A 13,284-nucleotide genomic window follows, 5' to 3' on the forward strand; every position below is an offset into this window, starting at 1 on the left:
ACGATGAACGAAAAGCACCTCGACAGCCCGGCGTACCGCAATGGCCGCGACCTGCCGGAGATCGACTGCGTCCTGATCGGCGTCAACAGCGCGAAGACGCTTGGGCGCTGCATCGAGTCGATCCGCTCCGGCAGCTATCCGCCGGAAAAGCTTCGCATCTGTTACGCCGACGGCGGCTCGACCGACGAAAGCATCGCGGTGGCCAGACGCTACGACGGCGTGCGGGTGCTCGCGCTGACGCCGGAGTACCCGACGCCGGGGCTTGGCCGGAACGCCGGATGGAGAAGCGGCTCCGCGCCGCTGGTGCAGTTCCTCGACTCGGACACCATCGTCGATCCGGAGTGGTTCGGCAAAGCGGTCGGCAGGATGCGTGACGCCCGTTTCGGCGCGGTCATCGGCTTCCGGCGCGAGCTGCACCCGGAGCGCTCGATTTACAACTGGATCGGCGACCTCGAATGGAACGGGCCGGTCGGCGAGTCGGACTGCTTCGGCGGCGACGTGCTCCTGCGCCGCGAAGCGCTCGAAACGACCGGCGGCTACGACGAAACGCTCGTCGGCGGCGAAGACCCGGAGTTGAGCCGCCGCGTCATCCGCGCCGGATGGAAGATCGAGCGCATCGACGCCGTCATGACGCGCCACGACCTGGCCATGACCACGCTCAAACAGTACCTCAAACGCGCCTACCGCTCCGGCTACGGCTTCGCCGCCGTGCGGGCGCGGGAGGCCCGGCTCGGCAGCCCGTTCTGGAAAGCGGACTTCCGCAAGATCGCCATCAAAGGCGGCGGCTTCATCGCCGCGGAGAGCCTTGCGACAGTGACGCTGCTCTCCGCCCGCCCCTCGGTGACATCGATGCTCACAGCGACGGCGCTCTGCCTGGCGGGAGTGCCACTGCTCTTCTCGCCGCGCCTCTTCAAAGTCGGCAAGTTCATGCAGGAAAACCAGTTGAGCCGCAAGGAGGCAAAAATCTACGCCTGGCACTGCTCGGCGGTGGTGCTGCCGCAGCTCGCTGGCGTCATCCGCTTTCATGCGGGTGCGCTCCTCAACCGGCCGCTGAAAAACAAAAAAAGCGCTTTAAAAACCGGACTTTCAAATCCCGCAGCATGACTCAAAAGCCTATCGCCTATCTGTGCAGCGAGTACCCGGCTATTTCGCACACCTTCATCTACCGCGAGATCGAGTCGCTGCGCAAGGCCGGAATGACCGTCCATACGGCCTCGATCCACAGGCCGAAAAAGCTCGACCTCATGACGCCCGCCGAGCAGGAGGAGGCCGCCAACACGCTCGTGGTACTCTCGCAACCGGCAACGGCGATCATCGGAGCGCACCTGCACTGCCTCACGCGGAATCCGGGAGGATACTTCCGCATGGCGGCGGAGGCTTTCCGCTTGCTCTTCACCGGCCCGAAAAACCTCGTCAAGGCGGCGGCCTACTTCGCCGAAGCGGGTATTTTGCTGCGCTGGGCGCACCGGCACGGCATCACGCACATCCACGAGCACTTCGGCAACCCGACGGCGCTGGTGGCTATGCTCATGAAGCGCTACGGCACCGTCACCTTCAGCATCTCGGTGCACGGCCCCGACATCTTCTACACGGTGGACACGGCGCTCTTGCCCGACAAGGTGCGCGAAGCCTCGTTCGTGCGCTGCATCAGCCACTACTGCCGCAGCCAGATCATGCGCATCAGCGAGGTGGAGCGCTGGAATCGCTTCCACATCGTGCGCTGCGGCATCGATCCGGAGCTGTACGCGCCGCGCCCCGAACCCGCCAACGCCGTGCCGGAGCTGCTCTGCGTCGGGCGGCTGACACCCGCCAAGGGGCAGCACATCCTCATCGAGGCCTGCGCGATGCTCGACAAAGCGGGCGTGCCGTTCCACCTGACCTTCGTGGGCGACGGCCCCGACCGCGAGTCGCTGCAAAACTATACCCGGACGAACGGTCTCGACCGCAAAGTCACCTTCACCGGCGCGCTCGGCCAGGACAAGGTGCGCGAGCACTACGACCGCGCCGATATTTTCGTGCTGGCGAGCTTCGCCGAGGGGGTGCCGGTGGTGCTCATGGAGGCGATGGCCAAGGAGATTCCGGTCATCTCGACCCGCATCACCGGCATTCCGGAGCTGATCGAACACGAACAGGACGGCCTGCTCGCCATGCCGGGCGACCCGGAGGATCTGGCGCGACAGATCCGCACACTGCTTGAAAATCCAGCGCTTCGCAGGCAGTTTGGCAAAGCCGGACGGCAAAAAGTGATCGCGATGTACAACCAGCACCAGAACAACGACCTCTTGGCCGAGCACTTCAAGAACGAACTGAACAACGCCTGATGCACTTCATCGTCTTCACTGTCACTCTGCTGGTCATTCTGCTTTCGATTCCGGCGCTCTACCTCATAATAGTCACCATCGCCGCGTACCTCTTCCGGAAAGAGGAGCTGGCGGCAAACCGGATGTTCGAGATCGGCGTACTCATCCCGGCGCACAACGAGGAGGCGGGCATCGCGGGCACCATCGAGAGTATCAAGGCGGGCAACTATCCGGCGGAGAACGTCAAAATCTTCGTCATCGCCGACAACTGCGACGACAACACCGCCGAGGTGGCGCGGAACGCGGGCGCGACGGTGGTCGAGCGAACCAATCTGCAAAACCGGGGAAAAGGGCAGGCGCTCGACTGGTTCCTCAAGAGAAACAAGGCGCTGTACGACGGCCTTGATGTCATCACCATCATCGACGCCGACGTCCGCGCCGACCGCAACTACCTGCGGGAAGTGAGCCTGTCGTTCAGCCAGCCGGGCATTCAGGCGTTGCAAGGCTACAACGGCGTCAGCAACCCCGATGCGGGTTGGCGGCCCGGACTGCTCGACGCGGCCTTCAACGTCTTCAACCACCTGCGCATGGCCGGGCCGTTCCAGCTCTCCGGGACCTGCGCGCTCAAGGGCAACGGCATGGCGTTCGACAAATTCCTGCTCGAGGAGACCGGCTGGCCCTGCCACTCGATCGTGGAGGACATGGAGTTCAGCTTCCTGTTGCTCATGAACGAGATCAGCGTCCACTACAACCCGGACGCCATCGTGCGAAGCGAGATGGTCACGTCGGGCGACAGTGCGTCGAGCCAGCGCAGCCGCTGGGAGAGCGGGCGCTTCAAGCTGGTCGGCCAGATGGCGCTACCGCTGCTCAGGCTCTTCTTCAGCACCGGTCAGATCCGCTACCTCGTCTCTTTCGCCGAACTGACCGTGCCGCCGCTCTCGCTGCTGGTGCTCCTCTTCGCCGTAACCTCGCTTTTGTCGCTGATCTTTCTCGACAGAGCATGGATGCTGCCCATCGCCGCATGGTGGGCCATACTCCTCTTCTACGTGGTGTCGGGCCAAATCCAGCGCCACGCTGGACTCCACACCTGGCGCGTCCTCGTCGCCGCCCCCCTCTACATCCTCTGGAAAATCCCGCTCTACCTCGCAATGGCAATCCGCAAAAAAAGCGACGCCTGGGTGAGGACGAAACGGGAGAACGAAAGTTCAGCGCCGGAGAAGTAACCGCCATTGACGCGGAAACACCCCGGCTCTGAAACTCCCCACCTCATCCGCCAAACCCGGTCGGAACGATACTCACGCAATCATTGGTAAAGATGAATACGTTCGCGATGTATGTTGATACGTTTTGAATGAGAATTGCAGAATATCTATGAGGAAATAAATAACAGAAGATAAAAAACACGCAAGAATTTTACTTTTTTATTTCCTCCCAACACAAACAATCACTCATCTTCGTCTTCATCAGCCACAGAACCCGGATCTGACCCGTTTGAGTCCATGTAGTTAAATTCTATCTTGCTCCATCGAATAATCTCATCCAACACGTCATGCACATGACCTGATTTTACTACCTCTTCAAAGATAGAGAGCAAAACGGGGATATTAATAATTTCCTCTATAGAATCCATGTATTTCCTTACCACAGAATCTACTGCATACTGCTCTCGCGCCCCAGCCTCAAGCCGATCTCTTATATCAGAAATTGACATATTCGTCTTGACTACAAACGAGATTGGATACCGTTCTATTTTGTCAATATCCAGAAAATATTTTTTCACATCAAGCGTCTCCGTGACTTGAAAAAATCGACCGAGAGGCTTCATAACAAAGTCTATGCCGCCATCGTTCGCGTTCGTACGACCAGTCTTGTAAAGTCGCAATCTCTCCGGGCTCACACTTTGCGCCGTACTTCCGATATAGATAATATCCTCTGCATAGAAGGATCGCAATACCGAATAGCTGACGATTTCAAAAAGACGTGCGTCCCTCTCCGGAGCGATAAGACTGCGAATAAATACAATAAGAGAATCATCTTGCCTCTCCGGCGCTTTTTTAAGAAGTTCGCAATCTGTTATAAACTGTTCAAACGATTGGCGCTTCGTCTCAGCGTATTCCCGAATAATATCAAGAACAGAGTGAGCGATATTATACCTTCTGCCAGAAACCTCTACCTGAAGCAAACTTTCATTGATCCAATACTTTTGAAGATCGACTTTTCGAAGTATGGGCCTACGATCATCATCAGGATAGTATTTATGAAACTCATCATTAGCTCTATTGTTCAGCGCATGGTTTTGTAACTTCTGACCAAATGGGAGTTCTCGTATACGCTTTAACAGCGGAGTAAAATCTGCCCCCGGATACTTGTCATAGCCCGAATTTTTATCGAAACCTTGCTGAATATAATCTTCTATAAGTACATACAGAGCATACAGGTTAGCAAAACTGCTGCGAGACTTTGATCCACGGTTTGCCGATCGGGTTTTCTGATTGATATAACCCAGCATCGGACTCAAATCAAATACCGTCTTGGCACTGTCGCCAAAATGGTTTTCAAGAACGGCGAGAATCGTTTCCGTAAACGGATGTATCATGATTTTTCTCGAACAGGGTTAAATTTTCGAGTTGAGCAGAAGCAGATGTTTCATAAGATTTTGGCGGACGATGCAGAAGCTCTCCTTTGTACTCTCTTGCAATTTCGAGACGTCGGATACCAATTTTAACATAAGCCTCTTCAATCTCTATACCCACGAAATGGCGATTATGCTTTTGCGCCACAACCCCTGTCGTGAATGTTCCCGAAAATGGATCGAGCACCAGATCGCCCGGATTAGAACTCGCAAGAATGATTCTTTCAAGCAGGGCAATAGGCTTCTGTGTCGGATGCTCTTCATACTCCGGCATGCGGTACCGTACACGAGGAATGTTCCACACATTGCCGGGCACCTTCATGCTGTTGTATGGCGTCGGAACAGCTTTTCTGTAATCGATAAGCTTGCGGGTCGCACCGGTCTTTGCTTCTACCAGAATATCATCTGCGTTGAAAGTATATTCATTCGGATTTTTCACGCAGTGAAGAATTGGCTCATAGAGAGAGCCAAAATAACGCTTTGCCTGAACTCCAGAACTATCGTAACTCCATACAATTCGAGACAATACCGTAAGGCGCTTTCGGATAAAAATATCGAGAAATGGCATACTTTGTGTTGCTGCCATCAGATAAAATGAACCGTCCGGCGCCAGTTTGTCAATGCAAAGCGAAATCCAGCGATAGCACCAATCCAAATACTTTTCGTCTGACTCCCACCGGTCTTTACGTCCATTAAAATTCTTGCCGATGTTATATGGAGGATCAGCAAAAATGAGGCTGACGCTTCCATCGGGAATTTCCGATGCAAGAACATCCATAGCGTCGCCCATTATAATCGTCATTCCATTGTTTTGATATCGCCCCATACTCTTCTTTTCCTGAGGGCAGAACACCAGCGCAGGATAATCAAAGCAGTCACACTCCTTGCTGGCGAACAGCCATTTTAAGACCAAATCCGTTTAAAAAACTCTTCATACCTGACAGCAATGTACTTTTTCCACAGAAAATAACCGCACTTCATTCTCTTCGACCCGCACCTATCATCCGGATTCTCCTGTTCTGCAATGCCCGAACCCGCGAGCATGGCATCACTTGACAGTAATCGGCGATAACGGAAAAATCGCCCCCCCCCCCTCTTCACCCCAAACTCTTGTACCACACGTTCATGCTTTCGATGCCGCCGGAGATGTTGGTGTTGTTGATGAGTGTGCCGCTGAAGCGGTAGCCCGCTTTGGCGAAAGTAATGTTCATGCCGGGCGACATCGCACGGGCGATGGTAAAAGCGGTGCGCATCCCTTTCTGCCGCATCGCCGCTTCCATCTCGGCGAGCAGGTGCAGGGCGAGGTTGCGGCCCCGGAGCTCGGGAAGCGTGGCGAAGTCGGTCATTTCGACGTTCAGGCCGTCGAGGTCCATCTCCGAGGAGGCCAGCGCGACGAGACGCCCCCCCTGTTGTGCATCCTCGATGCCAAAGTAGTCGATGTGACTCTCCATCGTTTCGAGCAGCCAGGCCGGATCGTGGATCGGGAAGGGATAGGTCGGAAACACTTCGCGGTAAATTGCCGCCATCTCATCGACGTCGCCCGGCGTGCAGGCGCGGAGCGTGAACTCCGCCGGAAGCGGCGGTGGCGCGGAAGCGGGCCTCGTGGAGGCCAGCCCGATGATGCGGGCGATTTCGGCGGCCTCCGGCGATTCGGCGCGGGCGGGATCGAGGTAGCGCGCCAGAAAGAGCGCCTCCGTTTCTCCGCGATAAAAGCCCGGCACGGAGGCTTCGAGCCGGTAGCCATTCGCGACAAACTCCCGTTCCGAACCTCTCGGCAGCTTGGCGAAAATCTTGGTGTAACCCTTTTCGCTGGCAAGCGCGTCGAGCTGGGCTGGCAGCGCCACCGGATCAGCCTCACCCGTTTTCATGAGATAGATGCGGCTGCTGAACGGCCCATGCTGCAAAAGCGCGCCGAAGCGGGTTTCGATGATGTCGGGCGTAGAGGTCATGGTTCGAGGATTGACGAGGCGCACCCGGCGCGCTCACGTTGTGGAAAAAACAGCGAGCCGCCGGTGTAGAGCAGCGCCGAAAAGACGATACCGTACAACGTGGGATCGAGGCCGAGCGCGGCGAGCGGCGGCGGAAGCGTGACGAGCCCGGAGAGCAGAAGCAGCGTGAGCGCGCCCCCGCCCGCCATACCGAACAGCGCACCCACGGACGAGCCGCGCCGCCAGAACAGCGCGCCGAGCGTCGGGATGAACAGGCCGGAAACCATGAAGGAGTAGGCCTGCAAAATGGCGTCGAGCACGGTGGTGAAACGGATGGCGAGCAGTACTGACGCCGCGCCGACGAGCAGCGTCACGATCATAGAAATCCAGAGGCCAAGGCTCCCCTGCTGCCAGCCGCGAAGCACGGAGCGGAACAGGAGGTCGTTGGTGAAGTTGCCCGACGCGGCCATCATGCAACTGTCCGCCGTGGACATGATGGCCGAAAAGTAGGCCGCGACCACAATGCCGGTCACCCCGACAGGCAGCACCTGGCTGATGAGCATCGGCATCGCCTGCTCCGGCTCGGCCTCGGGGAACACCACGCGGGCGCACATGCCAAGGAACACGCCGGTGAAGGCCATGATCGGGTACTCGAAAATACCGGCGATGTACCACGCCTTTTTAGCCTCCCGCTCGTCGCGGCAGGCGTAAACTCGCTGGTAGAGCGTCATGCCGACAAACCAGATCGGCACGATGGTAATCATCCAGTTGATGAAGGTCGCCGGTTCGATGGAGGTCAGGCTGAAGTGCGACGGTGGCAGCGCCGCGACGAGCGCACCGAATCCGCCGATCTTGACGAGCGTCACCGGAATGGTGACCAGCATCAACCCGGCAAGCAGAACGATCCACTGCACCGTGTCGGTGTAGATCACCGCCTTCAAGCCGCCGATCATGGTGTAGAGCACCGTAACCAGGGCGATGATGAGCAGGGCGAAGCTCACCTGCTCCATGCCGAACGGATTGGTTTGCAGAATCGTGGCCGAGGCGAGCTTGGCGCCGGCCAGCATCTGCGCGGCGGTGAAGCCCAGATAGCCGATGCCGGAAATCAGAGCGGCCAGCACCGCCACGCGCCGGTCATACCGGTAGCGCAGGAAGTCGGGATAGGTCATGAAGCCCTGCTCGCGGTCGATCTTCTTGAGGCGCGGAATCAGCAAAACCGCCGAGAGCCAGGCCCCGACAAGCCCCGTGAAAAGCAGCCAGCTTCCGGCAAGACCCATCAGAAAACCCACGCCGCCAAGACCGATCGAAAATCCTCCCCCCACATCGGTCGCCACAATCGACAGCCCGACATGGGACGGCGCGATGTCCCGCCCGCCGACGTAGTAATCCTCGGCGTCGCCATTACGCCTGAAGTGATAGACGCCGACGCCAAGAATCACCGTCATGTACACACCGAAAATCAGATAGTCGATTCCGTCCATAACGAGACGCTTTTATTCATTGTCGTGACGAATTCGAGCACAAGGCCTCCAGAACGCAGAAAGCGGTTTTACATTCAGAAGGGTTTCAACCCTTCGGACATTCAGAACTCTTACATTCACATTGCCCCGGCTTTCAAGCCGGGGGAGGGGTTCCAGGCACCGCACAACACATAAATGAAGAGGCCTCCTCACGCCTCCTGCGCCTCCCCCTTCCGCCTTTTGTGCCGTGCGTTCGAGGCCGGAATGAGCGAAATGGTCTGGTCATGGTCGGCAAGAAGCTGCTCGATGCCGATGGCCTTCGACTGCTCGGCGTCATCGAGGTTGAGCTGCAAATCGCACTCCGCGCAGTTGCGGTCGCAGAAGGTCGGCTCGTAGGAGTCCGGCTCCTTGTAGGTGGTGATGACCCCCTCGTAGTTGCGCAGCACCACCTTGTTGGTTGACCATGAAATGAGGTAGTTCGGCATCACCGGAATCTTGCCGCCGCCGCCCGGCGCGTCGATGACGTAGGTCGGCACGCAGAAGCCGCTGGTGTGGCCGATCAGGCTTTCGAGAATCTCGATCCCCTTGCCCACCGGCGTGCGGAAATGCGACAGCCCTTCGGAGAGATCGCACTGATAGAGGTAGTACGGACGGACGCGGTTGGCCACCAGCTTGTGCACCAGCGCTTTCATGATCCGGGGGCAGTCGTTGATGCCGGAGAGCAGCACCGTCTGATTGCCCAGCGGCAAGCCTCCGTCGGCCAGGCTGCAAAGCGCGTTGCGCGCCGACTGAGTCAGCTCGCGTGGATGGTTGAAGTGGGTGTTGATCCACACCGGCTGGTGCTTGCAGAGAATCTCCACCAGCTCTGGCGTGATGCGCTGCGGCAGCACCACCGGCGTGCGCGTGCCGATCCGGATGATCTCGACGTGCTCGATGGAGCGCAACTCGGCGAGAATCCAGTCGAGAAATTCGTCGGAGAGCAGGAACGGATCGCCGCCGCTCAAGAGCACGTCGCGCACCTGCGGCGTCCGACGAATATAGTCGATGCCAGCCGCAATGGCGGAGCGGTTGGGAATGGTGTCCTCGTCGCCCACCTTGCGCTTGCGGGTGCAGTGGCGGCAGTACATCGGGCAGGTGTTGCTCACCAGGAGCAGGACGCGGTCGGGGTAGCGGTGCGTCACGCAAGGGGCCGGGCTGTCTTCGTCCTCGTGCAGCGGGTCGGCCATATCCCCTTTTTTTATCTCAAGCTCACGAGGAGAGGGTACGCTCTGGAGGAACACCGGGTCGTTCTCCATGTCACCGGTGTTGATGAGCGAGAGGTAGTAGGGGGTGATCGACATCGGGAACTTCTGCACCGTGTCGCTGAACGCCTTGCGCTGGGCGTCGGAGAGGGTTATGTCGAGAAGGCGTTCAAAGGTATCGAAATCGCGGATGCTGTGGCGCATCTGCCACCGCCAGTCACTCCAGTGCGACAGGGTCGCCTTCGGGTCGATCCTGTTGATAACTCGTTTCTGGGTAAGGGATAAGGTCATGATATGGCTGGATGTTACCGGAAGGATCGAGCAGGCCTGCAAGCCGTTCGAGCATCGAGGCGAACGCCGGTTGCTCCTCAGGCGAAAGCTGCGCGAACGCCTGCGCGTAGATGTCGCCCGTCCGCTCCGGCACCTTGTCGAGCAGCTCCTCCCCGTCAGGCGTGATGGTGATGAACACCTTGCGCTGATCCTGTTGCGAGCGGCTTCGCTGCACCAGCCCCTTGGCTTCGAGGCGGTCGATGATGCCGTTCGTGGTGCTCACGCCGAGATGGAGGCGCGCGGCGAGCGCGGAGAGAATCTGCCGCCCCTCGCACTTCAGCGTGCGCAGGCAAAGCATCTGGGGCGAAGTCAGGCTGCACTCCCGGTACAGCTTGCGGGAATGAACATCGAGCGCCCTGGCAATCCGCCGAAGAGCCTGGTAACTGCGACCGGCTGAATCACGATCCGAACACATCTGCTGCTGCATTTTCCCGACAAACTGGGTTGAAGAAAACAGGTCAAAATCCTTCGTACAGAATAATTTCGTACACGAAGAATAATGAGATAACGTAACAAACCCGGCGTAAAGTTCCAAACCGGCGCAACAGACAGAACAATGAACCCGATGCCAGAAACCGGGATATGGATGAAAAAACTGCTCTTCAGAGCTGTCAAAGAGCATCCGGAATCCATCCTTCGGCTTGCCAATCTGTTGTCAAATATCCAGCGCTTCCGTAAACTTCAAAAGATAGTCTCTGAAGCTGCATATCGGCCATTCAGGTATATAGTTTGTATGAGCCGTCCCTGAAACCCTGTCTGACAGCAATGCCCCTTCAATGCCTGCCAAATGAGCGGTTTGGCCAGCATCACGATACCCGGAGATCCGCTGACCGGCGAACGAGATCATCGAACAGAGCAGTATCGCTACGTTTATTGATGAAAACCTGAACAGTCAAGGAGGAGAACATGTCTAAAGTCGCCGGAATTGAAGGGATTGACGAAGCCCACGGAGAAAAACTCCACGGCATGGGCATCACCACCGTTGAGGCGCTGCTTGAAAAAGGGGCCTCGCCCGCCGGAAGAAAAGCCATCGAGGAAGCAACCGGAATCAGCCACGCCGTGATTCTCCGGATTGTGAACCAGGCCGATCTGTTTCGCATCAAGGGAATCGGCAAGGAGTATGCCGACCTGCTTGAGGCGTCAGGCGTGGACACGGTGCCCGAACTGGCCCAGCGAAGGGCGGACAATCTGCACGCCAAAATGACCGAGGTCAATGCCGCGCAGAATCTCGTAAAACGACTGCCCCCCGAACCGGAAGTGCAGGAGTGGATCGCCCAGGCCAAATCGCTTCCCAAAGTAGTGACCTATTGAACGACCGATGAAAGCCGGGAGGCGCTTCGGCGTTTTGTCGAGACGCCCCCCGGCAACCTCGCGCTTCACCCCCCAGCCCCCGAAAAAAACTCATCCCGTAAAGAATCGCAACAAAACCCCGGTCACATGCAGCAACCCTCAGCCAAACCGAACAACCGCAACAACACGCTGCTTGTCGGCATCATTGCCGGCATCGTTTCCGGAGCGCTCGTCGGCGGATTCTGGCCGGAGGCCGGTCTGTCGGTGAAATTCGCGGGCGATCTGTTCATCCGGTTTCTGATGATGATCGTCATGCCGCTCATCGTCGCGGCAATGGTGAGCGGCATCGCGCGGCTCGGCGACATCCGGCAGCTTGGCTCGCTCGGCACCCGCACACTCGGCTACTACATCGGCACGACCGGCCTGTCGGTGCTCACCGGCATTCTGCTGGTGCTCTGGATCCAGCCGGGCAAGGCGGGGCTGGAGCACTCGAAAGAGTCGATCACGCGAGCGGACGCGAAGTACCGCATCGAAGGAAACACCATCCGGATGGAGGCGTCGGAGCTGCCCGACAGCGACTTGACGACCTCGACCTTGCACCTGCTCGACCGGAACCTCTCGGCCTCGATCGACTCGGTCCAGCGCTCAGGCGGGACGATCCTCATCACGGCATCCGGCTGGACGCGGCGGGCTGAAGCGGTGAGTCCGCCGGAGGGCGAAGGCGCGGGCATCCGGCTCGACCGGCAGCCGGACGCCCGATTCATGCAGGAGAAGCGCGGCATTGGCGACATTCTCAAGGAGGTGATAAGCGGCCTGGTGCCCTCGAACATCTTCAAGGCGATGGCCAACAACGACATTCTGCCGGTCGTCACCTTTTCGCTCTTGCTCGGCGCGGCCCTCTCCATGACCGGCGAGGCGGGGCGCACGGCCATCATGTTTTTCAACAGTCTCAACGAGGCGATGATGAAGATCATCCACCTGGCGATGCAGGTCGCGCCGGTGGGCATCGGGGCGTTGATCGCCGGGCGGCTCGGCGAAGCGGGCGGTTTCGGCGGCTTCTGGCCGGAACTGCAACAGCTCGGCAAATACGCCGCGACGGTCATCGGCGGCCTCGCCATCCACAGCCTCGTCACGCTGCCGCTGCTCCTGAAACTCCTCGGCAAACGCTCGCCATCGGGCTACGCCGTCCGAACCTTCCCCGCTCTCTTCACCGCCTTCTCGACCGCATCGAGTTCCGCGACCTTGCCGCTGACGATTGAGTGCGCCGAGGAGAAAAACGGCATCTCGAAGCGCACCGCCGGATTCGTGCTGCCGCTCGGCGCAACGGTCAACATGGACGGCACCGCGCTTTACGAAGCGGTCGCGGTAATCTTCATCGCCCAGATGAACGGCATCGCGCTCGGCCCGCCTGAGCTGCTCGTCATCTTCCTCACCGCCACGCTCGCCGCCATCGGCGCGGCAGGCATCCCCGAAGCCGGGCTGGTGACGATGGTGCTGGTGCTCAAAGCGGTCAACCTCCCGGTGGAAGGCATCGCGCTGATTCTCAGCATCGACTGGTTCCTCGACCGCTGCCGCACCACCGTCAACGTCTGGGGCGACAGCGTAGGAGCCGGGATTATCGACCGGTAAAATTTGGGGGAAATAAAAAACTGATTATCGTTTTTCTTTTATTACTCCGGCCATTAAAACTCTTAAACAATTACCCCGGACTTTAGCCCGGGGTAAGCGGATAAAGCAATATAAATCAGGGCTTTAGCCCAATCTTTTACAATGGGTGAAATTGCGATTTATTGTTGCCGGAGTAATAACCTTATAGCCTGAACCCATTCATCGACCAAAACAGGCAATCGTTCTGCAACTTCTCGACCAAAAAGAACTTCATCGATCAAACCCATATGCAACATATCGATAATTCGACACAAATAAGCCTTGCCTTTGACCCACCAGGTAAAGTGAGCGTCAACCATCAGGTAGTGTTTGATTTTCCTGTTCAAGCTTGAATATGCTTCAATAAAGGATCCTCGAAGCAGAGCTTCGAGGTATTTAGAAGAGTTGGAGCTGCTGTGAATGCAACTTTTTATACTCAATTTCTCGACCTTGACT

General features: G+C 57.9%; 11 protein-coding genes and 1 pseudogene. 5 read left to right on the forward strand and 7 right to left on the reverse strand.

What is annotated here, in order from left to right; genetic code table 11:
• Positions 1–3 precede the first annotated feature (3 nt).
• Genes EST62_RS08230 through EST62_RS08240 form a run of 3 tightly spaced genes read left to right on the forward strand, consistent with a single transcriptional unit; the run spans position 4 to position 3,523 of the window.
• The gene (locus tag EST62_RS08230) at positions 4–1,104 is read left to right on the forward strand and encodes a glycosyltransferase family 2 protein (protein ID WP_129051620.1); all 1,101 of its coding nucleotides are present in this window, start codon (positions 4–6) and stop codon (positions 1,102–1,104) included.
• Entirely contained in the window at positions 1,101–2,321 is a 1,221-nt protein-coding gene (locus tag EST62_RS08235; RefSeq protein WP_129051621.1) for a glycosyltransferase family 4 protein, read from the forward strand. Before EST62_RS08230 ends, EST62_RS08235 begins: the two co-directional genes overlap by 4 nt.
• Positions 2,321–3,523 carry a glycosyltransferase family 2 protein gene (locus EST62_RS08240; RefSeq protein ID WP_129051622.1) on the forward strand — a complete coding sequence of 401 codons (1,203 nt, stop codon included), beginning with the start codon at positions 2,321–2,323 and terminating at the stop codon, positions 3,521–3,523. Before EST62_RS08235 ends, EST62_RS08240 begins: the two co-directional genes overlap by 1 nt.
• A 221-nt stretch (positions 3,524–3,744) precedes the next feature.
• Here the strand turns inward: EST62_RS08240 and EST62_RS08245 are convergent, their stop codons facing one another.
• From EST62_RS08245 to EST62_RS08270, 6 genes are all read right to left on the reverse strand, one after another.
• Positions 3,745–4,896 (reverse strand): restriction endonuclease, encoded by a 1,152-nt coding sequence (locus tag EST62_RS08245; protein ID WP_129051623.1) that lies wholly within the window; start codon positions 4,894–4,896, stop codon positions 3,745–3,747.
• Positions 4,856–5,758: an adenine-specific DNA-methyltransferase gene (yhdJ, locus tag EST62_RS08250; protein ID WP_129051635.1), complete on the reverse strand. Its 903-nt coding sequence runs from the start codon at positions 5,756–5,758 to the stop codon at positions 4,856–4,858. Before yhdJ ends, EST62_RS08245 begins: the two co-directional genes overlap by 41 nt.
• 271 nt (positions 5,759–6,029) lie before the next feature.
• Positions 6,030–6,881 carry a putative beta-lysine N-acetyltransferase gene (gene ablB / locus EST62_RS08255; protein WP_129051624.1) on the reverse strand — a complete coding sequence of 284 codons (852 nt, stop codon included), beginning with the start codon at positions 6,879–6,881 and terminating at the stop codon, positions 6,030–6,032.
• Entirely contained in the window at positions 6,878–8,341 is a 1,464-nt protein-coding gene (locus EST62_RS08260) for a sodium:solute symporter (protein ID WP_129051625.1), read from the reverse strand. Before EST62_RS08260 ends, ablB begins: the two co-directional genes overlap by 4 nt.
• A gap of 188 nt (positions 8,342–8,529) precedes the next feature.
• Positions 8,530–9,852 carry a lysine 2,3-aminomutase gene (gene ablA / locus EST62_RS08265; protein ID WP_129051626.1) on the reverse strand — a complete coding sequence of 441 codons (1,323 nt, stop codon included), beginning with the start codon at positions 9,850–9,852 and terminating at the stop codon, positions 8,530–8,532.
• Positions 9,779–10,318 (reverse strand): MarR family winged helix-turn-helix transcriptional regulator, encoded by a 540-nt coding sequence (locus EST62_RS08270; protein WP_129051627.1) that lies wholly within the window; start codon positions 10,316–10,318, stop codon positions 9,779–9,781. Before EST62_RS08270 ends, ablA begins: the two co-directional genes overlap by 74 nt.
• A 479-nt stretch (positions 10,319–10,797) precedes the next feature.
• On the opposite strand from EST62_RS08270, the gene EST62_RS08275 reads away from it, so the two are divergent.
• Positions 10,798–11,202 carry a DUF4332 domain-containing protein gene (locus EST62_RS08275; RefSeq protein ID WP_129051628.1) on the forward strand — a complete coding sequence of 135 codons (405 nt, stop codon included), beginning with the start codon at positions 10,798–10,800 and terminating at the stop codon, positions 11,200–11,202.
• Positions 11,203–11,328: 126 nt separating this feature from the next.
• Positions 11,329–12,810: a dicarboxylate/amino acid:cation symporter gene (locus EST62_RS08280; protein ID WP_129051629.1), complete on the forward strand. Its 1,482-nt coding sequence runs from the start codon at positions 11,329–11,331 to the stop codon at positions 12,808–12,810.
• Positions 12,811–12,968: 158 nt separating this feature from the next.
• On the opposite strand, the pseudogene EST62_RS08285 reads toward EST62_RS08280, so the two are convergent.
• Positions 12,969–13,284, reverse strand: a pseudogene (locus EST62_RS08285) (hypothetical protein); the annotation flags it as partial.

The organism is Chlorobaculum sp. 24CR (assembly GCF_004118635.1).
GTDB lineage: Bacteria > Bacteroidota > Chlorobiia > Chlorobiales > Chlorobiaceae > Chlorobaculum.

Bases quoted from the DNA above. Each gene is read 5' to 3' on its own strand.
- EST62_RS08230 (WP_129051620.1), top strand. From the start codon at position 4: ATGAACGAAAAGCACCTCGACAGCCCGGCGTACCGCAATGGCCGCGAC.
- EST62_RS08235 (WP_129051621.1), top strand. From the start codon at position 1,101: ATGACTCAAAAGCCTATCGCCTATCTGTGCAGCGAGTACCCGGCTATT.
- EST62_RS08240 (WP_129051622.1), top strand. From the start codon at position 2,321: ATGCACTTCATCGTCTTCACTGTCACTCTGCTGGTCATTCTGCTTTCG.
- EST62_RS08245 (WP_129051623.1), bottom strand. From the start codon at position 4,896: ATGATACATCCGTTTACGGAAACGATTCTCGCCGTTCTTGAAAACCAT.
- yhdJ (WP_129051635.1), bottom strand. From the start codon at position 5,758: ATGGGGCGATATCAAAACAATGGAATGACGATTATAATGGGCGACGCT.
- ablB (WP_129051624.1), bottom strand. From the start codon at position 6,881: ATGACCTCTACGCCCGACATCATCGAAACCCGCTTCGGCGCGCTTTTG.
- EST62_RS08260 (WP_129051625.1), bottom strand. From the start codon at position 8,341: ATGGACGGAATCGACTATCTGATTTTCGGTGTGTACATGACGGTGATT.
- ablA (WP_129051626.1), bottom strand. From the start codon at position 9,852: ATGACCTTATCCCTTACCCAGAAACGAGTTATCAACAGGATCGACCCG.
- EST62_RS08270 (WP_129051627.1), bottom strand. From the start codon at position 10,318: ATGCAGCAGCAGATGTGTTCGGATCGTGATTCAGCCGGTCGCAGTTAC.
- EST62_RS08275 (WP_129051628.1), top strand. From the start codon at position 10,798: ATGTCTAAAGTCGCCGGAATTGAAGGGATTGACGAAGCCCACGGAGAA.
- EST62_RS08280 (WP_129051629.1), top strand. From the start codon at position 11,329: ATGCAGCAACCCTCAGCCAAACCGAACAACCGCAACAACACGCTGCTT.